Annotated in this window: 22 protein-coding genes and 1 tRNA gene; 13 read left to right on the top strand and 10 right to left on the bottom strand. The window is 59.6% G+C overall.

Translation table 11 applies throughout. From position 1 onward, the window contains the following. Nucleotides 1-29: 29 nt before the first annotated feature. Both Q7V03_RS02430 and Q7V03_RS02425 read right to left on the bottom strand, forming a co-directional pair. Nucleotides 30-719, bottom strand: a complete 690-nt coding sequence (locus Q7V03_RS02430) for a response regulator transcription factor (RefSeq protein ID WP_304924018.1) — start codon at nt 717-719, stop codon at nt 30-32. 356 nt (nt 720-1,075) lie between these two features. Further along, nucleotides 1,076-3,139 carry a hypothetical protein gene (locus Q7V03_RS02425; protein WP_304924017.1) on the bottom strand — a complete coding sequence of 688 codons (2,064 nt, stop codon included), beginning with the start codon at nt 3,137-3,139 and terminating at the stop codon, nt 1,076-1,078. A 395-nt stretch (nt 3,140-3,534) separates the two neighbouring features. Between Q7V03_RS02425 and Q7V03_RS02420 the strand changes: the two genes are divergently transcribed. The 5 genes from Q7V03_RS02420 to Q7V03_RS02400 all read left to right on the top strand — a co-directional run bounded on the left by Q7V03_RS02420 (nt 3,535) and on the right by Q7V03_RS02400 (nt 8,025). Continuing rightward, nucleotides 3,535-4,683: an OmpA family protein gene (locus Q7V03_RS02420; protein WP_304924016.1), complete on the top strand. Its 1,149-nt coding sequence runs from the start codon at nt 3,535-3,537 to the stop codon at nt 4,681-4,683. Nucleotides 4,684-4,701: 18 nt separating this feature from the next. After that, entirely contained in the window at nt 4,702-5,421 is a 720-nt protein-coding gene (locus Q7V03_RS02415) for a hypothetical protein (RefSeq protein ID WP_304924015.1), read from the top strand. After that, nucleotides 5,422-7,308: a serine/threonine-protein kinase gene (locus Q7V03_RS02410; RefSeq protein WP_304924014.1), complete on the top strand. Its 1,887-nt coding sequence runs from the start codon at nt 5,422-5,424 to the stop codon at nt 7,306-7,308. Nucleotides 7,309-7,660: 352 nt separating this feature from the next. Further along, nucleotides 7,661-7,810, top strand: coding sequence for a hypothetical protein (locus tag Q7V03_RS02405; RefSeq protein WP_304924013.1), 150 nt, complete (start codon nt 7,661-7,663; stop codon nt 7,808-7,810). Next, nucleotides 7,807-8,025, top strand: a complete 219-nt coding sequence (locus Q7V03_RS02400; protein ID WP_304924012.1) for a spore coat protein U domain-containing protein — start codon at nt 7,807-7,809, stop codon at nt 8,023-8,025. The genes Q7V03_RS02405 and Q7V03_RS02400 overlap by 4 nt, the downstream gene beginning before the upstream one ends. Here Q7V03_RS02400 and queG read toward each other — a convergent pair. The 3 genes from queG to mtgA form a co-directional block, all read right to left on the bottom strand. After that, complete coding sequence (gene queG, locus Q7V03_RS02395) at nt 8,019-9,053, bottom strand: tRNA epoxyqueuosine(34) reductase QueG (protein WP_370651065.1); 1,035 nt, start codon at nt 9,051-9,053, stop codon at nt 8,019-8,021. The two genes, Q7V03_RS02400 and queG, sit on opposite strands and share 7 nt — an antisense overlap. Nucleotides 9,054-9,150: 97 nt before the next feature. Continuing rightward, a complete protein-coding gene (locus Q7V03_RS02390) occupies nt 9,151-9,816 on the bottom strand; it encodes a glutathione S-transferase family protein (protein WP_304924010.1) in 666 nt (221 codons plus the stop codon). An 80-nt stretch (nt 9,817-9,896) separates the two neighbouring features. Then, nucleotides 9,897-10,634, bottom strand: coding sequence for a monofunctional biosynthetic peptidoglycan transglycosylase (gene mtgA, locus Q7V03_RS02385; protein ID WP_304924009.1), 738 nt, complete (start codon nt 10,632-10,634; stop codon nt 9,897-9,899). A gap of 204 nt (nt 10,635-10,838) precedes the next feature. Here mtgA and Q7V03_RS02380 point away from each other — a divergent pair, with 204 nt between their 5' ends. From Q7V03_RS02380 to Q7V03_RS02365, 4 genes are all read left to right on the top strand, one after another. Next, nucleotides 10,839-11,093, top strand: coding sequence for a type II toxin-antitoxin system ParD family antitoxin (locus Q7V03_RS02380; protein ID WP_304924008.1), 255 nt, complete (start codon nt 10,839-10,841; stop codon nt 11,091-11,093). Beyond that, a complete protein-coding gene (locus tag Q7V03_RS02375; protein ID WP_304924007.1) occupies nt 11,090-11,401 on the top strand; it encodes a type II toxin-antitoxin system RelE/ParE family toxin in 312 nt (103 codons plus the stop codon). Before Q7V03_RS02380 ends, Q7V03_RS02375 begins: the two co-directional genes overlap by 4 nt. 93 nt (nt 11,402-11,494) lie before the next feature. Beyond that, nucleotides 11,495-12,598, top strand: a complete 1,104-nt coding sequence (locus tag Q7V03_RS02370; RefSeq protein WP_304924006.1) for an aminomethyltransferase family protein — start codon at nt 11,495-11,497, stop codon at nt 12,596-12,598. Nucleotides 12,599-12,709: 111 nt separating this feature from the next. Then, nucleotides 12,710-13,198 carry a hypothetical protein gene (locus tag Q7V03_RS02365; RefSeq protein ID WP_304924005.1) on the top strand — a complete coding sequence of 163 codons (489 nt, stop codon included), beginning with the start codon at nt 12,710-12,712 and terminating at the stop codon, nt 13,196-13,198. Nucleotides 13,199-13,252: 54 nt separating this feature from the next. On the opposite strand, the gene gltB is transcribed toward Q7V03_RS02365, so the two are convergent. The 5 genes from gltB to Q7V03_RS02340 form a co-directional block, all read right to left on the bottom strand. Then, on the bottom strand, nt 13,253-17,791 hold the full coding sequence (gene gltB / locus Q7V03_RS02360) for a glutamate synthase large subunit (protein ID WP_304924004.1): 4,539 nt from the start codon (nt 17,789-17,791) through the stop codon (nt 13,253-13,255). A gap of 3 nt (nt 17,792-17,794) precedes the next feature. Beyond that, nucleotides 17,795-18,553 (bottom strand): hypothetical protein, encoded by a 759-nt coding sequence (locus tag Q7V03_RS02355; RefSeq protein WP_304924003.1) that lies wholly within the window; start codon nt 18,551-18,553, stop codon nt 17,795-17,797. A 32-nt stretch (nt 18,554-18,585) separates the two neighbouring features. After that, complete coding sequence (locus Q7V03_RS02350; protein ID WP_304924002.1) at nt 18,586-20,022, bottom strand: NAD(P)-dependent oxidoreductase; 1,437 nt, start codon at nt 20,020-20,022, stop codon at nt 18,586-18,588. 161 nt (nt 20,023-20,183) lie between these two features. Further along, on the bottom strand, nt 20,184-20,984 hold the full coding sequence (locus tag Q7V03_RS02345; RefSeq protein ID WP_370651062.1) for an undecaprenyl-diphosphate phosphatase: 801 nt from the start codon (nt 20,982-20,984) through the stop codon (nt 20,184-20,186). Nucleotides 20,985-20,987: 3 nt separating this feature from the next. Then, on the bottom strand, nt 20,988-21,971 hold the full coding sequence (locus Q7V03_RS02340; protein WP_304924001.1) for a complex I NDUFA9 subunit family protein: 984 nt from the start codon (nt 21,969-21,971) through the stop codon (nt 20,988-20,990). Nucleotides 21,972-22,145: 174 nt separating this feature from the next. Between Q7V03_RS02340 and Q7V03_RS02335 the strand changes: the two genes are divergently transcribed. The 4 genes from Q7V03_RS02335 to Q7V03_RS02320 all read left to right on the top strand — a co-directional run bounded on the left by Q7V03_RS02335 (nt 22,146) and on the right by Q7V03_RS02320 (nt 25,147). Then, nucleotides 22,146-22,230: transfer RNA gene (locus Q7V03_RS02335), tRNA-Leu, on the top strand. Nucleotides 22,231-22,518: 288 nt separating this feature from the next. Beyond that, on the top strand, nt 22,519-22,881 hold the full coding sequence (locus Q7V03_RS02330) for a hypothetical protein (protein WP_304924000.1): 363 nt from the start codon (nt 22,519-22,521) through the stop codon (nt 22,879-22,881). A 114-nt stretch (nt 22,882-22,995) separates the two neighbouring features. Then, on the top strand, nt 22,996-23,877 hold the full coding sequence (locus Q7V03_RS02325; RefSeq protein ID WP_304923999.1) for an AraC family transcriptional regulator: 882 nt from the start codon (nt 22,996-22,998) through the stop codon (nt 23,875-23,877). Between the two features lie 217 nt (nt 23,878-24,094). Beyond that, nucleotides 24,095-25,147, top strand: a complete 1,053-nt coding sequence (locus Q7V03_RS02320; protein WP_304923998.1) for a sugar ABC transporter substrate-binding protein — start codon at nt 24,095-24,097, stop codon at nt 25,145-25,147. Nucleotides 25,148-25,214 lie beyond the last annotated feature (67 nt).

Raw genomic sequence — 25,214 nt, 5'->3', positions numbered from 1 at the left:
GCTGCAGATTTTTCGCTGTTTTCTAAATGTCAGCCGAATCGTTCTTCGGACTGAACCCAACCATTGCGAATCGCATATTCAACGATGGCGCGACGTCCTTGCAGGTTCAATTTGCTGCTGCCGCGCGCTTTGTAAGTCTCGATGGTTTTCGATGACAGTTCTAGCTCCAACCCGATCTCTTTCAGGCTTTTGCCGAAGGCCACCGATTTCAGGACATAGATCTCGCGTTCGGTCAGTTCACGCGGGCGGGACACTAATGTGGTGGATTGCGCTGACTCGAACAGGTTTGCGAAGGTCGGGTCGATACAGGTCGCCCCGCCATGGACCACAGAGATGGCTTGCTCAAGTTGCTCCAACCCGATTGAACGTGGCAGCACGCCACGAAATCCTGCGGCAAGGCAAGATCTTGCCTGAGTCATCGACAGATCATTTGTGTAGCTGATCAAGCTGGCCATTCCGAACCGTTCTCGCAAGCGCTGCACCAACCTTGACGGGACAAGGTCAAACTGCGGCGGGTCCAACAAGACAATATCTGTCTGCGACCCAATCTGATCTTTGGTGTGATGATCCTGAAGTGACCCAAGCACATCGAAGGGGGCATGCGGCAAAGCACGAATCTGCGGTCGCTTTTCCAGCAAAGAGCATAGGCCCAGCGCAAACATGGGATCTTTGTCGATGACCACTATGCGGATCGTCTGATCTTCAATGGCCAATTTCATCGTTCCTTCGGGATAGGCTTTCATGCGTCGTGCCACCAGAACGGGCTTCACGACGCTGAGAACAGGTTGAATTGTAAACTCTCTCCCCCCGCCTCAGAACCAGCTTCACTCAGTTATCTACATCTTTCGATATATGTCGTTGGATTGCGACAGCGCAATGACGCAGTGCAGCATTAAGCGTAATCCCGCGTGCCGTAACGGTAGAATCGGCGAAAAAACAGGCGGTTGCTTCGTTCGCCAGCCGTGTTGGGTTTCGCAACTGCGCATTTGCCTGACATGATTGTCAGGCAAATGCTTAAGATTCTCACGTGAATATCAAAAGATTTTCGACAGCGCTTGCAGGTAAATGCCGTTGATTATGCCAGAAGGTAGTCGCGCAGATCGGTCGCATCGACATGGGCCATGATCAGCGAATCGCCAAGGTCGGATGTCAGGGTCAAATAACTCACGCCACTGCGCGTCTGGGTGGAAATCGTGAAATCGTCGGCGCTCGACGCCGAGCCATCCAGCCAATGTGTTAGCGAGTCTGCAAGATCGGCCTCGGCAAAGCCGAAGAACACCAGCGTGTCATCCTGAGCGATGCTAAAATCGCGCACCGTGTTGATACCATCGCTGGCGATGAAAACGTCCGAGCCCTTGCCGCCCACCAATGTGTTGTTGCCCGTGCCGCCGTTCAGCGTGTCGCTGCCCAATCCACCGCCCAGCACATCAGAACCCGCGCCACCGTTCAAAATGTCGTTGCCGCCATAACCATGCAAGCGGTCGTTGCCAGCTTCACCAAAGATGATGTTGCCGCCAGCATTGCCGATGATCCGGTTGCCGTTGGCATTGCCGATAAAATCGAGATCAGCCCGCCCGGTCATCCGCACGTCATGCACCGAAGCATCCGCCATGCTATCGCTAGACACATCTACACTGGTCGGGGTTGAACGCGCCGCTGCTGCAGGTGCCGAAACCACCGTCAACTGCTGGCTGGCGGCCGATTTGACCCCGTCGATGAACTGAAACTCCTCGATCCCAGAGATAAAGGTATGTCCCAGCGCACTGAGCACAACGCTTTGGCCGCCGATTGTGGTCACCAGCACCTGCGAGCTGTGCAGCCCGAACACCAGCCGATCAACGCCCTGTCCGCCGTTGATCGTGTCTTCTCCGGCCGAGGCCAACACCAGATCCGAGCCAGTGCCCATATCAACCCAGTCGTTGCCTGCACCGCCCTGCACACTGTCATTGCCCGACAATGTGCTGATATGCGCCCCGGTATCGACCGCCGCCACCATATCAGCCCGCACGGTTGCGACGACATTTTCAAACTTGATCACATTGGCATTGGCATCGGTCGGCGCGCCATAGCTGGTGCCGGAATTGAAAAAGCTGACCGACGCCATGTAGCTTTGCTCGGCGGTCGTGCGGATCGAATTGTGTACGATCACCGTATTGCCATGGTCCAACCCGCCGTGAAAATTGATGTCGCGGTTGGTGAAATCCACTTCGATGGTGTTGTTCGCCGCCGAAGTATAGCTGGCGAACAGCACGGCATGGCGGGTATCCACCGCTTGCAGATGGGTGAAGGTACTGTCGTAGACATCGCGGATCCAAATCCCATAGCCGTTACCGCCGTCGCCTTTGTTCTGCGCACCCGTCACGGTCACATCATCCACAACAGCATCAATCGAACGGCCAAGAACCAAGCCGTTCGAGCCCGGATTGACGATGTCGACATGCTCGATCACGGTGTGCACCGAGCTGTTGACCAGCACCATCATGCCGCCATCTTCGGCTTTGTTGATGTTGTTAAAGTTACCGGGGTCTGCGGTGCCATAGGCTCCTTTGAACGTGAGGTTGCGTACGGTCACATCTTCGACCACCTGCGCCACAGCCACCGTTGTGGTTGCGGCGTCAAAGGCGAAGGGCAGCGGGCGGTCCAGCAAGACCGTGTTGCCGTTCACCGCTGTGACGGTGACCATCGCAGTGCGCAAAGGCTTGTCCTGCTGCCACAGGGTATCGCCGATCTCGGTGAACAGGGCGGCATCATTCGGGCGTTCAATCCAAAGCACGTCGCCGACTTTCAGGCCAGTGCTGCTGGTCAGGTGCAGGTAGGTTGCGCCAAGATTGACACCCTCTGTCAGGTGGGTGGCGTTGGTTTCGGCCTCGCGAAACAAAGCCGAGCCGATTTGCAGCGCAGGCGCCCCGGCCAGCGATTTATCTGCGATGATGGTGACGTTGCCCTGACCTTCCAGCGTGATGCCATCCTTGTTCAACACCACGGTTTTGTTGAAAGTATAGGTGCCCTGCTGCAGCACAATATGCGTACCTATAGCGGCAGAGTTGATTGCGGCTTGAATCGTGGCAGCCGAGCTTCCGGCAGCTATAGTGATCACCGAAGCCGGTGCAGCAGAAGCGCTGGAGATGACAACTGACATGACTCATCCTTAGGTTGTTTTTGCAAGTTACCCTTAACTGCCTGAGATTGAAACCCGGCATTAATGTGTTTGGGGTGTGGCAGATCTGAGCCGCACCAGGTCATGGGGGATTTGCCTGACAAAACCGTCAATTTGCACCCTTCGGACTATCGCCAGGTTGGAAACAGTATCAGCGTGCTGTTTCTAATAATCCATATATTCAGCAAGCTTACCGCACAGCAGCCCCAGTTTTTGCTTCAGGCCAGTGGCTGATTCGCTGCCACCGAGATGATGCCGCCGGCCTTGCGTGGTGGGTGGGCTTTCGATACGCTTACAGCATAGGCCTTTTTTAACCTGTTGCCGTCTTAATCGCCGCCAGACTGCCCCGTACCCATTGTGATTCAGGAGCATTTTCGATGATCGGCTTGTTTGACGCTTTGATCCGTATGCGGCTTACTCTGGCGCTGATCGCGCTTTTGGTCCCGCTGCCGCTATTCGCACAAGATGCCAGCTTTGCGCCCGGTTGGCAGATTGACGCGCAAAGCTCGCAGCTGCGGTTTCAGTCGGTCAAGAACGTCACCAAGGTTGAATCCAGCACCTTTGCCGCATTCTCTGGTGGGCTTTCGGCGGATGGCACGTTGTCTCTGCATGTGTTTCTGGATTCTGTCGACACCAAGATCGACCTGCGCAATGTGCGGATGCGGTTTTTGCTGTTTGAAACCTTCCGCTTCCCCGAGGCTGTGATCACCGCCAAGATCAATGCCGCTGATCTGGCCGATCTGCCCACGCTGCGGCGCAAAACCATTCACCTCACCTATACGCTTGATCTGCACGGCGTGAAGAAAGAGCTTGAGACGGATGTGGCCGTGACCATGGTGCAAGATGATACTGTCGTGGTGTCTTCCACCACGCCCGTGGTGATCGCCACCGATGATTTTGGGCTGGCCGATGGCGTGCAAAAGCTGCAAGAGGCGGCAAATGTGGTGATCATTCCCTCGGGCACTATCAGCTTTGATCTGACCTTAAAGCGTAACGGTGGCGGGGTGACGCCTGCGGCCCCTGCCCCGGCAGAAACTGCCCCCGTCGCCGATGTGCCTGTCGTGGCGGCCACACCGCAAGCGCCTGCCGCAGAAGTCGCCGCGCCAGATCCCGTTATCCCTGCGGTTGTTGCGCAAGAACCCACTGGCGATCTCGATCTTGAGGCCTGCAAGGGCCGCTTTGAAATCCTGTCACGCAGCGGCAATATCAACTTCCACTCCGGCTCGGCCCGGCTGCAAGCCGATAGCGCGCCGTTGCTGGATAGCGTGGCCGACATTGTCTCACGCTGCCCCGGCCTCAAGATCGAAGTGTCCGGCCACACCGACGCCGATGGCACCCCCGCAGCAAATCAATACCTGTCGCAGCAACGCGCCAAAGCCGTGGTGCGCTACTTGGTGAACAAGGGCCTTACCGCTGATCGCTTCACCGCGACAGGCTATGGCGAGGACAAGCCGATCTTCGACAACGAAACGCCCGAGCATAAATCCCGCAATCGCCGGATCGAATTTGCCTTGGTGCAGCAATAGATGCGCCAGAGTGGGGTAATGTACGCGCTGGCTTTGGTGCTGGCTTTTCTTGGGGTGCCGATGCAGTCGCAAACCGATGAGACTGCGGCGTGGCAAACGGCCCTCGTGTCGCAAGACATCGGCCTGCTGCAAGCTTTCGTGAAAGATCACCCGCAAAGCCCGCATCTGGCCGAGGCGAACGCCCTGCTGGCGAAAAACATCGCGGCTGCGCGCGGGCTGGGTCTGATGCCGATTGAGGCGGTTGAAGGCTATGTTGCGCAACACGACCTGATCACCACCGCCCAAACCTCGAAATCTGCCGCCGATTATCAGGCTTATCTTGCTGCCTATCCGCAGGGCCTGTTCGCCACCCTCGCGCAAAGCGAATTGGCATTGTTGGCTCTGAACCCTCCGGCTGAACCTATGTCCGCCCCTGATCCTGCCGCCGCTCCGATGGCAGACCTTACCGGGTTGACCTTTACCACGCCGTTTCCGGTGGGTGAGTACATTCAGGGTCGGTCGATTGCCAGTCTGATTGCCACCGCCAGCCCACAATTCGCCCCGATTGAGGGCCTGCCAGAAGAAGTCTGGCGCGACAAATCCTGTGCCAACTGCCACGCTTGGACCGAAGCCAGCCTGTGCGACCAGGCCACAACCTACACCAAACCCGAAGCGGCAGAGGCATTGACCAAGCAGCATCCCTTGGGTGTGCCTTTCAGAATCGGCCTGAAAGAATGGGCTTTGGGCGGGTGTAAGTAGATGGCACAGACCCCCACCGATCCCGGCACCGCTACCCCGCGCGCGCTAAAGCGCGCCACCACCGTCTCGGGTGGCACCCGCATCATCGGCACCTATGAGATCGACAAGCTGATCAGCGCGGGCGGCATGGGCGAGGTCTATCGCGGTCACAACATCCACAATGGCGAGCCGGTTGCGATCAAGATCGTGCTGCCCAGCCTCGCGCATGACCCGAAAATCGTGGCGCTGTTCCAAAAAGAAAGCACCACGCTGTCGCGGCTCAGCCACGAAGCCATCGTGCGCTATCATGTCTTTACCAATGACCCGGTGATCGGGCGACCCTGTCTGGTGATGGAGTTCGTCGCTGGCACCCCGGTGTCCGAACGCATTGAAACCGGGCCAATGCCGCTGGACGAGGTCAAGGTGATGCTGCGCCGCGTCGCTTCGGGGCTGGAAAAGGCCCATCGTGCGGGTGTCGTGCACCGCGATATGTCGCCCGACAACATCATCCTAGAGGAAGGCTTGGTCGAACATGCCAAGCTGATCGACTTTGGCATCGCAAAATCTTCGGCGCTTGGGGCGGGTACGCTGTTGCAAGGCCAGTTCGCGGGCAAATTCAACTGGGTCGCGCCCGAGCAATTGGGTGCCTTTGGCGGCCATGTCGATGGGCGGTCAGATATCTATTCGCTGGCCTTGGTGGCGGCGGCGGCCAGCAAGGGGGCGGTGCTGCCGATGGGCGATTCCATCGTCGATGCCGTCGGCAAGCGCGCAGTTGTGCCGGACTTGACGGGGGTGGATGCCAGGCTGGTGCCGCTGCTCGGCTGGATGCTGTCGCCAGACCCTGCCGCGCGGCCCGAGACGATGGCGCAGGTGATCGCGGCGCTGGACAACCCCGCGCTGATCCCGATGCTACCAGATCCGAACAAAACCCAGATCGGCGGCTCGCTGCCGCATGCCGCCGCGTCTGCGACGCAAGACGCCAGCCCGTTCGGCGCTGCCGCCTCGCCCGCGCCGTCCAGGACCGAGGCCGCTGCGCCCGCGAAGACATCGCTGATCCTGCCCATCGCGATGGCGCTTATTCTGGCCGCCGGCGCCATGGCCTATTTCTCCGGGGCCTTCGCCCCGAAACCCGTGCAGATCACTGCTGCGCCTGCGCCCAGTGTGGCAGCCACTGCAAAAGCGGCGCCCGCCGAGCAACCCGCGCTGGTCGAACCCACCCAGGCTGCCCCCGCGCCACTGCCTGTCACAGACCTGACAGACCTACTGGCCCAATCGCAAGATTGTGGCCCGCTGAGTCTGACCAACCCAGCCGCTGCGGGCTATGCCGAGGCCGATCTGGTGCAAATCAGTGGCCATGTTGCCTCTGTTGCCGCCCTAACCGCGCTGAAAACCAGCCTCGTCGCCCTGACCGGAAAGCGCCCGCTGCAGCTGGAGATTAAGCCGCTGAACCCCGCGATCTGCGCCGTGCTGAACGCGCTGCCGCCGCTGGGCTCGGGGAACGTTACGGTGGCGCTGGGCTATGGTGACAGCGCCGATCCTAATCCGGAGGGGCGCTATGTGACCGGGCAGAACCCGGTGATTGATCTGACGGTGCCGCAGGGCGCGGGGTATGTTTCGGTCGCGGTCCTAGATGGATCGGGGCAGGTGCTGCAGCTTTTGCCGGGGGTTTCGCAGCCCGATCCGGGCAAGCTGCGGGTGGCGTTTTCGGTGGCAGAGTCTGGCATCGGCAGGCCCGCGCTGGTGGTCAATCCGGCGGGGTTGGGGCTGGTGATGATTTTGGTGCTGCGTTCAGAGGCGGCGCTGGAGGCGGGGCCGATGATTGAGCCTGCGGACGCCTTTGTGGCGCGGGTGAAGCGGACGAAGCTGATCTCGATGGATCAGCGGTTACTGAATTTGACGGCGCCTTGAGCATGGGCTGGGATGTGGTCCCAACTCGGGACCAAAAATTTTCTTTTTGATTCAATATCATAAGGTGGCCGTTTTTACACTTTCTTAACGTTTGCACCCAAATCCGCGCAGTTTTCTGACCTGCCAACACGGGCCGTCCGCAGTGGTATCAAGTCGCTTGCGCTTCAGTCGGTTCCCATATGATGCGGCGGCAGTGATACGTTGCGGTTGAAGACGACCTATCAGCGGTCGAACGCGTAGCGGCGGCTGACCCACTCGGTGTCGTTCTATGTTGCGCGCAACCTGCTGAAGAAAGGCTTGCTGGATTTCTTGATTGAGGCGGGATGCGCGCAACGCTATGGGCTGGAAAGCAATGATTAGGCAGATATTTGCCTCGGTTGTGATGGTGCTTGGCAATGGCAGCGCCATCGTGCCGATCTTTGCCGATATCCTGTCAGCCGCGGTGCAACTGCCGACCACATCTTGCAACGCCACCTATCGCAGTGGTGGGCAAACGGTGTGAAGCTGCGCGTCGGCGTGTTGGCCTGCAATCTTCTTGGGCAGGAGGTGGCGGCGGGCAGCTTTGCGGTGCGCCGGATGGCGGCCTCTAGCTGCAATGTCTCGACAACGGCGCTGGATTTCGGCAGTGTTCCGGCCCAGTTGGCGCAAGCCGTTGACCAGACCGCAAGCGTCACGGTCAACAATAGCGACAATGTCGCCGTGACCGTCGCTTACTGAGCGCTGCCCTTTAACCGCAAGATCGCCCAAGCCGCTGCCTCGGCCACGGTCGGGTCTGGATCGTCGCAAAGGCGGCTTGCGTGGGCCGCGAGCCGCGGCAGGCCAGAATTGCCGATGGCATAAAGCACATTGCGCACAAAGCGATCCCGGCCGATGCGCTTGATCGGGCTGCCCGCAAAGCGCGCCCGAAAGGCGGTGTCATCAAGGCTGACCAGATCGGCCAATTCGGGTGCGCCGACCTTGGATTGATAGCCAATGTCGCGGGCGGCTTGGGCGAATTTGTTCCATGGGCAGGCGGCAAGACAATCGTCGCAACCATAAATCCGGTTGCCCATCAGCGCGCGCAAGTCAGGATCGACCGGCCCCTTATGCTCGATGGTCAGATAGGAAATGCAGCGCCGCGCGTCTAACTGATAGGGTGCAGGGAAGGCGTTGGTCGGGCAGGCCTCAAGGCAAGCGGTGCAGGTGCCGCAATGGCTGACCTCGGGCGCATCCTTGGGCAGATCGGCAGTGGTGAAGATCGCGCCAAGGAAAAACCAGTTGCCTAAGTCGCGCGACAGCAGGTTGGTGTGCTTGCCCTGCCAGCCCAAACCCGCTGCCTCGGCAAGGGGTTTTTCCATCACCGGCGCGGTGTCAACGAACACCTTGATCTCGGCTTTTGCGGCAGTTGCAAACCAACCGCCAAGACGTTTCAATCGCCGCTTCACCAGATCGTGGTAATCCTTGCCCTGCGCATAGACCGACACCGCCGCGCGGTCGCGCTGAGACAGCACTGCCATTGGGTCGACCTCGGGCGTATAAACCTCGGCCAGCATGATCACCGAGCGCGCCTCGGGCCACAGCGCTGCGGCATTGCCGCGCCAATGTTCCCGCTCGGCCATCCACGTCATTTGGCCGTGGCGGTCGGCTTGCAGAAATCCCCGCAAGCGCCCTGCGGTTTCCGGCACCGCATCGGGGGCGCAAATGCCGACTTTGGAGAAACCTTCCTCTAAAGCCTTGGCGATCAGAGCATCCTTCAGAGACTGCATGGTCATCCTCTGTGCTCAAATATCCCGGGGTAGTCCATTGGTATCGCCATTGGTTCGAGAAACCAATGGACTGGGGGCAGCGCCCCGGTGGTTTCAGCTAGAAATCGAGATTGGCGTAATGCGCAGGCGGCGGGAAGCCCGACACCTGATCGGCCAGCAAGCTTCGAAACGAGGGGCGCGATTTTATCTTGGCATACCAGTCTTTCACCGTGGCCGAGCGGTTCCAATCGACATCCGAGATATAATCCAGACAAGACAAATGCGCGGCCGCCGTCAGATCGGCCAAAGTCATCACATCGCCCGCCAGCCACCGGCGCTGATCCAGCAGCCAACCCAGATAGTCGATGTGGTATTTGATCCGCCCAGCGCCGGATTTCACCGCTTTGGAATCCGGGTAGCCATGCGCCATGATCTTTTTGTTGACCCGCTCATACAGCAATTTTGAGGTGACTTCGGCGTGGAATTTGTCATCGAACCACGCGCAGAGGCGGCGGACCTCAAAGCGCATGTCGATGTCGCGCGGCATCAAGGCTGGGTTGGGGAAGGCTTCTTCCAGATATTCGCAGATCGCTTGGCTTTCCGACAGCACCTTGTTTTCGATCCGCAGCACCGGGACTTTGCCCGCCGGATTGCGGCGCAGGAAATCTGGCGAGGGTTCCCAATAACGCTCCTCGATCAGCTCTACCTCCAGCCGTTTTTCGGCCAGAGTCAGGCGCACCTTGCGGCAGAATGGCGAGAGCGGGAAGTGATAGAGGCGGATCATGCGGGATGGATCTTTGTATGCGGGTTTTGATCTTCAATGCCGCGAAGGGGCGCGGAATTCAACCACAATCCCGGCTGTTTTCAGTCCTGAAAGCACTTCGCGCGGCCATCCGCCAGAATGGTCTCGGCGCCTGACATGATCGCCCCGGTGCGTTTGCGCACGAAGCTGCTGGGTTTGCTGGCCGAGCGGCCCTTCGGGTCGGGCAGAATGGCGGCGAGGCGGGCGGCTTGCAGGGCAGACAGATCGCGGGCATCGACGCCAAAATAGTGCTGGGCGGCGGCTTGGACGCCGAATACGCCTTCGTCGAATTCGGCGACGTTGAGGTAGACCTCTAAGATGCGTTGCTTGGACCAGACCAGCTCAACCACCGGGGTCAGCGTCGCCTCGATGGCCTTGCGCAGCCAGCTTCGGCCTTGCCAAAGAAAGACGTTCTTGGCGACTTGTTGGGTCAGGGTGGACGCGCCGCGATTGCCGCCTTGTTCTGCTGCTGCGCGGATGGCGGCCATATCGAAACCCCAGTGCAGGCAGAAATTGGCATCCTCAGCCGCGACGACCGAGCGACCCATCACCGGGGCAATCTCATCCCAACTGACCCAGTCTTTGCGGATGCCCCCCAGCCGCCAGCTTTCGGCGAGTTGGTAGAGGTTGATCGGGGGCGGCAGGAAGCTGAACAGCAGGATCAGGACTCCGTAGAACCCGGCGATGCCCGCCAACCCCCGCAAAAGCCAGCGTTTGATCTGACCACCCTTGGACAAGGGGGCGATCAGCTGGGGCTGGGGCACGGCCTTTTTGCGCGGTTTCTTTGGGATGTCGACCATGTCGCAGCTTAGGCCCGAAGCTTGCGGTTTGGTCAAGGGTTTGACGGGTTTTTTGACCGTGCCCACGCGTGGACAGGTTGGGCGTTTATATGATTTCAATGGGTTAGCTGGGATCTGTTCAGGATTTGTTAAGCATTGCCGCAGGTGTCTGCTGGCCGATGGCAAATTTTGTCAAATCTTGCCAATCCGGCTAAGCTGCCCGGCATGAGCACCATGAACATCTCTTTGCCCGACGACATGAAGGCCTTTGTCGACGAGCAGGTCCGCATCAACGGCTTTGCCACCACCAGTGAATACATGCGCGCGCTGATCCGTGAGCGCAAAGACGCGATTGAGCGGCTGCGGGCTTTGGTGATGGAGGGCATGGAATCGGGCGCCCCGCAGCCTGCGGAGGATGTGTCGGCGCGATTGCGGGCGCGGATTGAGGCGGCAAGGTCTGGGATGAAGGCGGCTGAATGACGGCCGTGATCATCAGCCCAGCGGCTGAGGCTGATCTGAGCGCAATTATTGATCACTATCTGATCGCGGCAGGTGTCGAAGTTGCGGCGGGTTTTCTGACCGCATCGGATCGCTGTATGGACCACCTTGCAGGTTTTCCGGCCCGCGGCGCGCCACGACTGGCAGAAAAGCTGGAGATTTCTGGGCTGCGCCTTTGGCCCGTGAAGGGTTTTCCACAACTGGCACTTTACAGTGAAACCGAACGGTGCGTGATCATCCAGCGCGTCCTACATGCCGCGCGTGATCTGCCGTTTGCTTTACGAGACTGAGCCCCTCTGATCGCGACAAAAAATGTCGCTGGCGATGCTGCGATGGCAAGTCAGCTTGCTAGGTTTCGTGAAACTCTCACCCCGGAGCCCCTTATGCCGCTACGCCGCACACCGTTTTATGCTCTGGCCTCGGCCTATGGCGCGCAGATGGGGCCTGTGGGGGGCGGCTTTGTCTCGGCGCATCATTATGGCGATGTGAAGGCCGAGCATCTGAACACCCGCGCCAATGTCGGGGTGCAGGACCTCTCCACCATGGGCAAGATTGACGTGAAGGGGCCGGAAGCAGAGGCTTTGGTCAATCATCTGATCGTCAATGACGCCGCTGCGATGAAGGTGGGTGCGGCGCGCTATGCCAGCGTCTGTACGCCGGATGGCGGAATTATGGACGACCTGACGGTGTTCCGGTTGGGGGATGAGCATTTTCTGATGGTGTCGGGTTCGCGCAATCGGTTGAAAATTCGCGACTGGGCGATGCAGCACGCCCAAGGCAGGCGGGCTTATGTGACCGATATTACGGCGGCGATTGCGTTTCCGACGGTGCAGGGGCCGCGCGCCCGGGAGGTGTTGGCGGGATTGATCCCGGATGCGGATTTGAGCGCGTTGAAGCGCTGGCAGTTCACTTGGGGGCATTTTGGCGAGACGCAAGTGATGATTTCGCGCACCGGGGTGACGGGGGAATTGGGGTTTGAGTTGTTCGTGCCTGCGGATGAGGCGGCGGGGGTTTGGAACGGGCTTTTGACGGTGGGCGGGGCTTTTGGGCTGCGCCCCTACGGCGTGCAGGCGATGTTCACTTTGGGGTTAGAGAAACTGTATCCGGCGCATGGCATTGATATGGATGAAACGCTGACGCCGTTTCATGTCGGCACCGATGCGTTCATCAAATTTGACAAGGGCGACTTTATTGGCCGCGAGGCGCTGTTGCGGCTGCGCGATGCCGGGGTGGCGACGGCTTGGGTCGGGTTGCGGATGGAAGGCGACGTTCCGGCGGCTGAGGGCGCTGCGGTGATGGCCGAAGCGCGGCAGATTGGCCATGTGACCTACAGCGATTTCGGCTATTCGGTGGGGGCGGTTTTGGCCTCGGCCCATATCGAAAAGGGCCATGCGGTGGAGGGCGCGGAGGTGACGGTGGGCGGCGTTAAAGCGCGGGTCACTCGGCGGGCGTTCATTGATCCCGAAGGGCTGCGGCTGCGGGCCTAACGTGGCGTCACGGTGGAAATCGTGGCGGGTGGGGGAACGAAAACCGATGTGCGGGGTTGTTGCTGCATAGGGCTTGAGCAACCGAGCCGCTGTGTAACAATGGAGATCATCATGTTTCGCACTTCTATCGCAGCTTTTCTTATGGCAACCGCCGTGGCCTTTCCGTCCTTCGCACAAGACCTGAAACCCGTGCGCGAGGTTGAAGTCACCGTTGATACCGCTGGCATCGCCAACCCGCAGGCAGCGGCTTATTGGGGCACGCTGCAAGACGATCTGAAGGCCTCGATCCTGACCAAAGTGGCGCCGAGCGATGACGAGGCCGCCGTCGTGGTCAAGATCCGCATCGACGATGTGTCGTTGGCGAATGGATTTCAGGAGAAACTCGGTTTGGGTGAGACGACTTTGACCGGCAACGTGCTGGTGCAGGACGACATGAACCACACCAAGGACGATGCCTATGACCTGACCGTAGATGTGAATGCCGCCAAGCCGTTGCTGCCGGCGGGCTATGACTTCACGGCGGCGGATGCGGATACCAAGGTGTATTACAATGCGATGGTCAATGCCTTCGCTGACGGCGTAGTGACCCGCCTGAAGTAAGTTTGGCGGTTTTGTGTGGAAAAGGCCCCCAGGTTGGGGGCCTTTTTTTATGGCTTATTCGGCCGGGACTTTCTGCACTTCATCAGACAACGGATGTGCGAGGTGCGGCAGCATTTCTTTCGGGCAGATTTGCAGGAAGTTGGCGCGCTCGGTCGCCCAATCAGCAAGGATGCGGATGGCGAGGCGCGATCCGGTTTCTTTGGCGTGACGTTCAATCAGGTGGCGCAGTTGCGCCTCCCAATGCGGATGGGCGACGGCGCAGGTCAGAACCGTTTCATCGTTGATGAAATCTTCCGCGATTGCGGTGGGATCATAGACATAGGCCATGCCGCCGGTCATGCCCGCGCCGAAGTTGGCACCGATTTTACCGAGGATGACGGCCGTGCCGCCGGTCATGTATTCGCAACCGTTTGATCCACAACCTTCGACCACCACCGACGCGCCGGAGTTGCGCACCGCGAAACGCTCGCCCGCGCGACCGCTGGCGAACAGGTAGCCTGCGGTTGCACCATAAAGCACGGTGTTGCCGATGATGGTGTTATCCTCGGCTTTCAGTGGCGACGACATTTGCGGGCGCACCACGATTGTGCCACCCGACAAGCCCTTGCCGACATAATCGTTGGCGTCGCCTTGGACCTCTAGTTTCAGGCCGTTGACCGCGAAAGCCCCAAGCGACTGCCCACAAGAGCCGTGCAGTTTCACAGTCAGATGGTCGGGTTGCAGGTTGTTGCGCATGCCGAATTTCTTGACGATATGGCTGCTGGCCCGCGTGCCGATGGTGCGCAGGGTGTTGCGAACCGCGTAGGACAACTGCATCTTCTCGCCGTCTTCAAAGAACCGCGCGCCGTCCTTGACGATTTCGGCGTCCAACGTATCGGGGACATGGTTGCGGGGTTTAGAGCGGTCGTAGGTGATCTTCTGCGCGCCATCGACGGTGATCAGCAGTGGGTTGAGGTCGAGATCATCAAGATGGGCGGAGCCACGGCTGACCTGTGACAGAAGGTCGGCGCGACCGATGATTTCATCCATCGACCGCGCGCCGATCTGGGCGAGGATTTCGCGGACTTCCTGTGCATAGAAGGTGATCAGGTTGACGACCTTATCCGCCGTGCCGGTGAATTTGGCGCGCAAAGCGGTGTCTTGGGTGCAGACACCAACCGGGCAGGTGTTCGACTGGCACTGACGCACCATGATGCAGCCCATCGCGATCAGGGCGGCGGTGCCGATGCCATATTCCTCGGCCCCAAGCATGGCCGCCATCACCACATCGCGGCCGGTGCGCAGGCCGCCATCAGTGCGCAGCGTCACGCGTTCGCGCAGGTTGTTCATCGACAGCACCTGATGTGCTTCGGTCAGGCCCATTTCCCACGGCAGGCCCGCGTACTTGATTGAGGTGCCCGGAGAAGCCCCGGTGCCGCCATTATGGCCGGAAATCAGGATGATGTCGGCTTTCGCTTTGGCGACACCTGCGGCGATGGTACCGACGCCCGACGCACTGACCAGTTTCACCGTCACTTTGGCGCGCGGGTTGATCTGTTTCAGGTCGTAGATCAGCTGCGCGAGGTCTTCGATGGAATAGATATCGTGGTGCGGCGGCGGGCTGATCAGCGTCACGCCTTTGGTGGAATGGCGCAGGCGGGCGATCAGCTCGGTCACTTTCATGCCGGGCAATTGGCCGCCCTCACCGGGTTTGGCACCTTGGGCGACTTTGATTTCCAACTCTTCACAGGCGTTGAGGTATTCGGCGGTGACACCGAAACGGCCAGACGCCACCTGTTTGATCTTCGCCGAAGGGTTGTCACCATTCGGTTCGGGCAGGAAGTGGGCGGGGTCTTCGCCGCCCTCGCCTGAGTCTGATTTCGCGCCGATGCGGTTCATCGCGACGTTAAGGGTCTTATGCGCCTCTGGCCCCAAGGCCCCCAGCGACATGCCAGGTGTGACAAAGCGTTTGCGGATCGAGGTTATGGATTCCACTTCCTCAATCGGCACCGGTTTGCCCAAAGTCTTGATGTCCAGCAGATCGCGGATGTGGATCGGCGGGTTCGAGCGCATGGCGGCAGAATACTGCTTCCACAGATCAAAGCTGGCGCGGTCGCAGGCCGATTGCAGCATGTGCATGGTCTGCGCTTCCCACGCGTGCTTTTCGCCGGATCGGCGGGCTTTGTAGAAGCCGCCGATGGGCAGAACGTCTGCGCCACCGAGCCAGCCTTTGGCGTGGACTTCTTCGACCTTCATCTGGATGCCGTGCAGACCGATGCCCGAGATGCGGCTTTGCATACCGGGGAAGTATTCGGCGACCATGGCGCGGGACAGGCCGACGGCCTCAAAATTCAGACCGCCGCGGTAGGACGAGATCACCGAAATGCCCATTTTGGACATGATTTTCAGCAGGCCCGCATCGACCGCATTGCCATAACGGCGCATCGCATCGACCAGACTGCCGTCGATCAGATTGCGGCGGATACGGTCAGCGATGCTGTCTTGCGCAAGATAGGCGTTGACGGTGGTGGCCCCCGAGCCAATCAGAACGGCGAAATAATGCGGGTCGATACATTCTGCAGCGCGGACATTGATCGAACAGAAGGTGCGCAGGCCCTTGCGGGTTAGCCAAGAGTGGACCGCCGAGGTCGCAAGGATCATCGGCATCGCCACCTTTTCAGGGCTTTGATGCTGATCGGTCATCACCAACTGGCCTGCACCCGAGCGCACGGCGTCTTCGGCTTCGGCGCGGATACGTTCCAGCCCTTGGCGCAGGGCATCGGGGCCAGCGTTGGCCGGGAAGGTGCAGTCGATGAAGGCAACCTGATCGCCAAAGCGTTTGACCAACACGTCAAACTCGGCGTTGGCAAGGAACGGGCTTTCCAGCACAAGGATTTCGTTCTGGGCGTTGTTTTCGTCCAGCACGTTGCGCAGGTTGCCAAAGCGGGTTTTCAGCGACATCACCCGGCCTTCGCGCAGCGAGTCGATCGGTGGATTGGTGACTTGGCTGAAATTCTGCCGGAAGAAATGCGACAGCGGGCGGTAGACCGACGAAAGCACGGCGGCGGGGGTGTCATCGCCCATCGAAGCGATCATTTCCTTACCGTCTTCGGCCATCGGGGCCAGCACTTGTTCCAGTTCTTCCACCGTAAAGCCCGCCGCGATCTGGCGTTTGCGCAGATCGGCGCCTTCAAACATCGCCACTTCCGGCACGTCGCGCAGCAACACGTTGAGATCGACGATCTTCTCAATCCATGTACCGTAAGGCTGGGCGGCGGCGAGCTTATCCTTCAGCGCCACGTCGTGGTAAAGTTTGCCCTCGGCCATATCGACGGCGATCATCTGCCCCGGCCCAAGCGCACCCTTTTCGCGGATGGTGGCTTCGTCCACCGGAACCATGCCGGCCTCAGAGCCCGCGATCAGCAGGCCATCGCCGGTGACCACATAGCGCATCGGGCGCAGGCCATTGCGATCAAGCCCGCCGCAGACCCAGCGGCCATCTGTCATCGCCAAGGCGGCGGGGCCATCCCAAGGTTCAATCACCGAGTTGCAATAGGCATACATATCGGCCCAAGCGGGCTTCATATCGGTGGTGGCTTTGCTCCATGCTTCCGGCACCAGCATTGTCTTGGCAAGCGGGGCATTGCGGCCCGACCGCACCAGCGCTTCGAACACCGCATCCAGCGCGCCCGAGTCAGAGGTGCCTGCGGGGATGATCGGTTTGATGTCTTCGGCGGCATCGCCAAAGTTGTTCGATGCCATCCGAATCTCATGGGATTTCATCCAGTTGATGTTTCCTTTCAGCGTGTTGATTTCGCCGTTATGGGCCAACATGCGGAACGGTTGCGCCAGCCACCACTGCGGGAAGGTGTTGGTCGAATAGCGCTGGTGGTAGATCGCGAAGGCGGATTCAAAGCGGTCGTCCATCAGGTCGGGGTAGAAGGTGGCAACCTGTTCGGCCAGCATCATGCCTTTGTAGATGATGCTGCGGCACGACAAGCTGCACAGATACATGCCTTGGATTTGGCTTGCGAGGGCGGCTTTTTCGATGCGGCGGCGGATGATGTACAGCTCGCGCTCGAACTGTTCTTCGTCGATGGCTTTGTCATTGCGGATCAGGATTTGTTCAATCTCGGGGCGGGTGGCGTTGGCTTTGTCGCCCAGCACCGAAGTATCGACCGGAACGTGACGCCAGCCGTAAATGTAGTGGCCCATCCGCAAAACTTCGGCCTCGACAATGGTGCGGCAGCGTTCTTGCGCGCCGAAATCGGTACGTGGCAGGAAAACCTGACCGACGGCGATCAGCTTGTGGATGTCGGGCTCATGCCCGGTGCGGCGGACTTGGTCGTAGAAGAATTTCACCGGGATCTGCACATGGATGCCCGCACCATCACCAGTTTTGCCATCGGCATCGACAGCACCGCGGTGCCAGATCGCCTTCAACGCGTTGATGCCGTGTTCGACGACCTTGCGACTGGGTTTGCCCGAGATCGCCACCACCAGACCAACGCCGCAGGACGAATGTTCGTCTTCGGTTTTATACAGGCTGTTGGCGTCCATATAGGCGCGTTTGGCTTCTTCGGCCTTCACCCAAGCTTCATCATAGATCGTCATGGCTTACTCCTTCGGGCTGGCGGCGATTGGGGCTGCGGCTGCGGCTCCGGTCGGATTTTGGGATGATGCCCGCCACAACCGCTCAAGCGGCGTGGCTTCGGACATCACGGCATCACATTCAAAGATCGGTTGGGTGGCGGCGAAGCCTTTTTCGCCGGACAGGATGAATTGCACCGGGCTGCCTTCGAGGGGTAGCCATTGCGTGCCGTCCCACCATTCGGACTGGCCGGAAAAGAAGTTCCGCCACTCGGCGCTGATGTATTCGTGGCCACGTGCCTTGCGCAATTCGTTGCCAGCATCGTCAGTCTCGACATATTCAAATTCGGTGCGTTGCAGGGTGACGCCGTCGATGATGGCGGTTTCGCCTGTCAGCTTGTCGTAGCCTTTGACATTGGTGTGTTCGCCGTTGTCTTTGCTAAGGCTGAAGTCGAAATCATCGCGGCCAGTGGCCAGCAGGCTGGAGAAATTTGCCGGGTCTTTGGGGTTCGGATCGAGGGTTTGAACGACCGTCGGGTTCAGGTCATAGCTTTCGATCCACTGGGTTTCACGGTCGATTTTCGACATGTAGAACATGCCTTCCTGATCAAAATCCGCACGCCATTTGTCGCCGGGATTGTCTTTCTCGCAGGTGTAGTAGTTCGCCACATAGCAGCCGCGCGATTGCACGGTGAGGGTAGCGGTGCAGCCTTCAGGTGGGATGAAGCTGCCCGCGAGCAGCGGAGTGGCTAGGAAGAACAGCGGGAAAAGCAGGGCAGTCCGCATGGTGATGTCCTTTGTGGGTGCGATCTGTGCGATCACTCTGCCGCAACCGAAGCAGGTTGCGCCAGATATGCCAAGATAGAGTCGGCGGCATCGCGCCCGTCGCGGATGGCCCAGACGACGAGCGAGGCTCCGCGCACGATGTCGCCTGCGGCGTAGACGCCGGCGAGCGAGGTGGCGTGGCTGCGGAAGTCAGCCTTAATGGTACCCCAGCGGGTGACGGCGAGGTCAGGAACGCCCCACAGGGTTTGGATCGCTTCGGGCTCGAAGCCAAGGGCTTGCACGACGAGATCAGCGGGCTCGATGTAATCGGCACCCTCGATCAGTTCGGGGGTTTGGCGGCCAGAGGAATCCGGTGAGCCAAGGCGCATTTTTTGCACCATGACACCCTCAACCGTGGTGCCGCCGGTGAAGCCTTTCGGGGCCGAGAGCCAGACGAACTCGACGCCTTCTTCCTCGGCGTTTTGGGTTTCGCGCTGGCTGCCCGGCATGTTGGCTCTGTCGCGGCGGTAAAGGCATTTCACCGAAGTGGCGCCCTGACGGATCGCGGTGCGTACACAGTCCATCGCGGTGTCACCGCCGCCGATGACGACGACGCGTTTGCCGTCGGCATTGAGTTCGCCCGAGTCAAATTCGACCACATCATCGCCGAAAGATTTGCGGTTGGAGGCGGTAAGGTAATCCAGCGCGCGGACGACGCCTTTGGCCCCGACGCCCGGGGCTTCGATGTCGCGGGCTTTGTAGACTCCGGTGGCGATCAGAATGGCGTCATGTTGGCCACGAATGGCGTCGAAGGACAGGTCTTCGCCGACTTTGCAGTTCAGCACGAAGGTGACGCCTGCGATTTCAAGCTGCTCAATGCGCTGCATGACCACGGGTTTTTCCAGTTTGAAACCGGGGATGCCGTAGGTGAGCAGGCCGCCTGCGCGGTCGTAGCGGTCGTAGACGGTGACTTGCACGCCTGCGCGGCGCAGCACATCGGCGGCGGCGAGGCCACCGGGGCCAGCGCCGATGATGCCGACGGATTCCATGCGCTGGGTGTGGGCTTTGATCGGTTTGACCCAGCCCATTTCCCAGGCTTTGTCGGTGAGGTATTTCTCGACCGCGCCGATGGTGACGGTGCCGTGGCCGGATTGCTCAATCACACAGTTGCCTTCACAGAGGCGGTCTTGCGGGCAGATGCGGCCGCAGATTTCCGGGAAGGTGTTGGTGGCTTGGGAAAGCTCGTAGGCTTCTTCCAAGCGGCCCTCGGCGGTGAGGCGCAGCCAGTCGGGGATGTTGTTGTGCAACGGGCAGTGTGACTGACAATACGGCACGCCGCATTGGCTGCACCGCGACGCCTGCTCGGCGGCTTTATCGACCGCGAATTGGCGATAGATTTCATCGAAATCATGGCTGCGGAGGTCGGCTTCGCGCTTGGTGGGCATCTCTTTGCCCAGTGTCACGAATTTCAGCATTTTCTGCCCGGCCATAATCTGCCCCTTAGGTGGAATGTCACTGTCGGGCGTTGATACTTTGGAACGGAGTTAAATAAAAGTCATCATGACTGACCTATGTTTGGGTTTTTTCGATGGCAGGTCAACATTTCTGACTGATATCATCAATATTATGTCAGCACGTGATACCTATCGACCTAGAACCCTGCCAAAAGTGCCCCGAGGGCAAGTGATCCGATGATGATTCGCCACCATGCGAAGGGCGCGAAGCCGTTACGGCTGACGAAATTTAGCAGGCCACGCACCACGAATACGGCGGTGAGGAACGCCACGACAAAGCCTACAGAAATGTCGGACCACGCCGAGAAGTCGAGGATGTGGCGGGATTTGTAGATGTCGTACGCGACGGCCCCAGCCATTGTCGGCAGCGACAGGAAGAACGAAAACTCAGCCGCGGCGCGTTTTGAGACCCCCAGCATCAATGCCCCGATGATCGTAGAGCCAGAGCGCGAAACGCCGGGGACCATGGCAAGACACTGGATCAAGCCAATGGCGAGGGCTTTGCGGAACGGGATGGTTTCGGCACTGTCGATGGTGGCGGGCGGGGCGATGCGTTCGACAAACAGCAGGACGATCCCGCCCACGATCAGCATGATGGCGATCAGCATCGGCGATTCGAACAGCACGGTTTTGATGAAATCGTGGGCAATCACGCCGATCACCACCGCCGGAAGGAAGGCCAGCAGCACCGATACGATGAAACGCATCGCGGCAGGGTCGCGGTGGGCGGTGCCGAACACGGTGACGAGTTTGCCGAAATAGACGGTAAGAATGGCAAGGACTGCGCCAAGCTGGATCACCACCTCGAACGTCTTGCCTGCGGATTGGAAGCCAAGAAAATGGCCTGCCAGCAGCAGGTGGCCCGTTGAGGATACCGGGATAAATTCGGTCAACCCCTCGAGCAGACCAAGCAGGGCGGCGGTCAGGGTGTGTTCCAAAATTTAGACCTTCTTCAGGTGCTTCGCCGATTCTTTGATGGCTGCGTATTGGCCAGAGGGGCGGTAGCGCCAGAGGTATTCCGGGATCACCGACGCGTAATCGGTGGCGGTGATGCCCAGGTCAGCCAAGGTTTTCGCGCCGGGGGCGACGGTGTTGTCGCTGCGCAGGGAGGCGACTTGATCGCGGGTGATCATGCTGTTCTTGAAAATGCCGCCCGTCGCGAAGGACGCGAAATCAAGCAGGGTGGCCGGAATCAAAGCGATGGGGAACGGCAGGTTCAGCACCAGACGGCGACGGCGGATCACGCCAAGCATTTTGGTGATGATGGTGCGGAAGGTTTCCACATCGGGGCCGCCGAGTTCATAGATGCCACGCGCCTCGCCCTTGATGCCTTTGACGGCGGCTTGGGCGACGTCATCGACATAGACCGGCTGGAATTTGGTGTTGCCGCCGACCAAGGGCAGGATCGGCCCCAAGCGGGCCATCGCCCCGAAGCGGTTAAAGAAGCCATCTTCATTGCCGAAAATCACCGAAGGCCGCAGGATCATTGCCGTGGGGAAGGCTGCAAGAATGGCGGCTTCGCCTGCGCCTTTGGATTGGGCGTAAAGGCTGGCACCGTTCACATCGGCACCGATCGCCGAGATATGCACGAGGGCAGCGATGCCTTGCCGGGCAGCAAGGCGGGCGATGCGGGCGGCGCCTTCGGATTGAACGGCGATGAAGTTGTTCTTACCGCCGCGATCAAAGGTGCCGACGCAGTTCACCACGGCATCCGATCCGGCCATTGCGGCCAGAACCGAGGCATCGTCGCGGATATTGCAGAACACCGGGTCAACTTGGCCGGGGGTGCCGTAGGGTTTGACGAACAACGCCTGGTTCGGGCGGCGGCAGGCGACGCGGACGCGCCAGCCCTCTTTCGCCATCCGGCGCGCGATGTAGCGGCCGACAAAACCCGATCCGCCGTAGATCGTGACAAGTTTGCTCATGCGAACCCCCTTTGGCCGTGCTTTGCGTTTCCGACTGAATAATCTGACCGGGCCACAGCGGCAAGTCTATTCACCGCGACAGATTTTCCAGATTTTCTGTGCGGCCGCCCAGATTTTCTTTTGGGCACCGTTGACTCCCCCATCCGGCTTGGCTACATCGCCTTCACGACACTTGCCCTGGTGGCGGAATTGGTAGACGCGCTGGTTTCAGGTACCAGTGTTGCAAGACGTGGAGGTTCGAGTCCTCTCCTGGGCACCATTACTATGCGAAAAGCCGCGTATCCTTAAAGGGTTACGCGGCTTTCGTCTTTTCCGACCCACCGCCTTCTCCACTTTTGCGTGCTTGGTAGACGAATTGCTCTCAAGCTATCTCATAGCGCCTCATGCTCATTCGTCGCCTCGCGGATCACGGCAGTTGAGAGCGCGGGCAATCCCGCCAGCCGGGGCAGTGACCTTGATGATGGAGGGCCCAGTGCGGGGGGGGGGATGCGGCGGTGACCGATGCGCTGTCAAAGGGGCGGTTGCAGCTTGGCGTGGGTTTTGCAGCATGCCGTCACTGGTCACCGCCTTTGGGCAGAGTTTTGCGGATCGGCATCGGGTTTACGACGCCCATTTGGCAACCTTGCGTCAAGCTTGGGCGGGCGGTGCTTTGCCGGGGGATAATCAGCTTTGTCTTGCTGCAGGGGCTGAATCAAAGACGGCACGGTTTGCGATTCACCTTCTGAAACGCGCCGATGAGGTGACTGTGCTGCTGGAGGGGGCATCGACTCGCCATTGCCTGGGCGCAATGGCTGATTCTTTCACCACCTCTGCCGCGCCCATAATGCAGCCTTCCGCCAAGCATCGCAATATTGCAGCCGAATTTGGCCAAAATCGGCAAAAAAGTATCAGCCGAAGCGTGCTGCCGTAGTAGTCTGCCCCGATCAGCCCTGTTAACTTTGTCAGATGCCATGGAGCAACCGACAGGGCAAGACGACGCAATCACCGGGCCTTGAGTCTGGATTTGCGCAGGGAGGAGACGCGGATGAAACCGGATCTAGAGGTCGTCCAGATTGGGCGGTCGGAATCTTTCAAGGCTTGGGCGCATGGCTATCCGTACCATACGGTGCGCTGGCATTTTCACCCGGAATACGAAATTCATCATGTGGTGGCGACGTCGGGCCACTATTTCGTCGGCGATTTCATTGGCAATTTTGAGCCGGGAAATCTGGTGCTGACGGGGCCGAACCTGCCACACAACTGGGTCAGCCATCTGGCTACGGGTGAAAGCGTGCCGTTGCGCGGCAGGGTGTTGCAGTTCACCGAAGAGTTTATCGGCGATGCGATGGCACTTCTGCCGGAATTGGCCGCCTGTGAAGGGCTGCTGGAAATCAGCCGTCAAGGGGCGCTGTTCAGCCCAGCCACCGCCGAAGCCGCTGCACCAATGTTGGCCGAACTTGTGACCGCGCAGGGCATTCGGCGGATTGAGGTGTTCATCGGTCTGCTGGGCCTGTTGCAGCGGGCTGAAGTGACCACACTGACCTCGACGAATTACCTGCCCGATCCTTCTGGTTTTATGTCTACGGGCATCAATGAGGCGCTGGCCTATATCAACGCCAACCTGACCGAGCCTTTCACCGAAACCGATCTGGCCGCGATCGCGGGGCTTTCGCCTTCGGCATTTTCGCGCAGCTTTCGCCGCCACACGGGCCAAGCTTTGGTGAAATACGTCAACCGTTTGCGGATCAACCTGGCCTGTCAGTTGCTGATGGACAAGGATGAGATGAAGATCACCGATGTGTGTTTTTCGTCTGGTTTCAACAACATATCCAACTTTAACCGGCAGTTTCAGGCGCAAAAGGGCATGACGCCCTCGCGGTTTCGGGACTTGCTGGCGGAGAACCAACACGGGGCCCTTGCGGCCTGAACCTATTCGGCCATAGGCCAAACCTGCGGGCAGGAGGAAATCCGCAGGTGCCGCTTCTGGCGAAGATCCGGCTTGACGGAAGGCAAATGGCAACGGTGGCAGAACCCTACTGCCTCCGCAGGGCCGTGCTTTGCCTGATGACAAGCCGATAAGCCTCGGCGGTGCTGACCCGCGCCGCCGAGGTTCCATCAAAACCGGTCAACATGGAGGACGACCAATGAAACTTATCGTATCGCACCTGACGGGGGCCTTGGCGCTGTCGACTGCCCTGATTTCGGGCGCGGCTTTCGCGCAAACCGCGGGCACCGTGGCGTTTTTGATGCCCGACCAAGCCTCGACCCGCTACGAGCAGCACGATTTCCCCGGCTTTGAAGCCGAGATGAAAAAGCTGTGTGCCGATTGCACGGTGATCTATCAAAACGCCAATGCCGATGTGGCGCTGCAACAGCAGCAGTTCAACTCGGTGATTACCCAAGGCGCGAAAGTGATCGTGCTTGACCCGGTCGACAGCAGTGCGGCTGCGGCTTTGGTCAGCCTTGCGCAAAGCCAAGGCATCAAGGTGATCGCCTATGACCGCCCGATCCCCGACAAGCCCGCAGATTACTATGTTTCTTTTGATAACAAAGGCATCGGCAAGGCGATTGCGGAATCGTTGATGGCGCACCTAAAGGATCTGGGCCTGCCCACCGACAAGGGCGGCGTGTTGCAGATCAACGGCTCGCCCACCGATGCAGCCGCTGGGTTGATCAAAGACGGTATCCACGAGGGTATTGCTGCCAGCGGTTATGCGACTTTGGCCGAGTTCGACACCCCAGATTGGGCGCCGCCGAAAGCGCAGGAATGGGCAGCGGGCCAGATCACTCGGTTCGGGGCTGACATCATCGGTGTGGTGGCCGCGAATGACGGCACCGGCGGCGGTGCGGTTGCAGCCTTCAAAGCGGCGGGCGTTGATCCGGTGCCGCCCGTGACCGGCAACGATGCGACTTTGGCGGCGCTGCAGTTGATCATTGCGGGCGACCAGTACAACACGATTTCCAAACCTTCGGAAATCGTGGCAGCCGCTGCGGCCAATATCGCCGTGCAGTTCCTGAATGGCGAAACGCCGAAAGCGGAAATGAGCCTCTATGACACACCATCGCAGTTGTTCGTCCCCGCCGTTGTGACCCGCGAAAACCTGAAAGCCGAGATCATCGACAAAGGCATCCTGACCGCAGCCGAGCTGTGTGTGGATCGCTATGCCGCTGGCTGTGCGGAGCTTGGCATCAAGTAACCGCAACCCCACCGTCTGGGCCGCCCTCCCCGGCCCAGACGGACTTCATCGCTTTGAAAGGAGCCGC

Source organism: Cypionkella sp. (assembly GCF_030652235.1).
Classification (GTDB): domain Bacteria; phylum Pseudomonadota; class Alphaproteobacteria; order Rhodobacterales; family Rhodobacteraceae; genus Cypionkella.
Note: the sequence above shows the minus strand (reverse complement) of the source record. Positions and strands in the feature narration are given on the sequence as shown.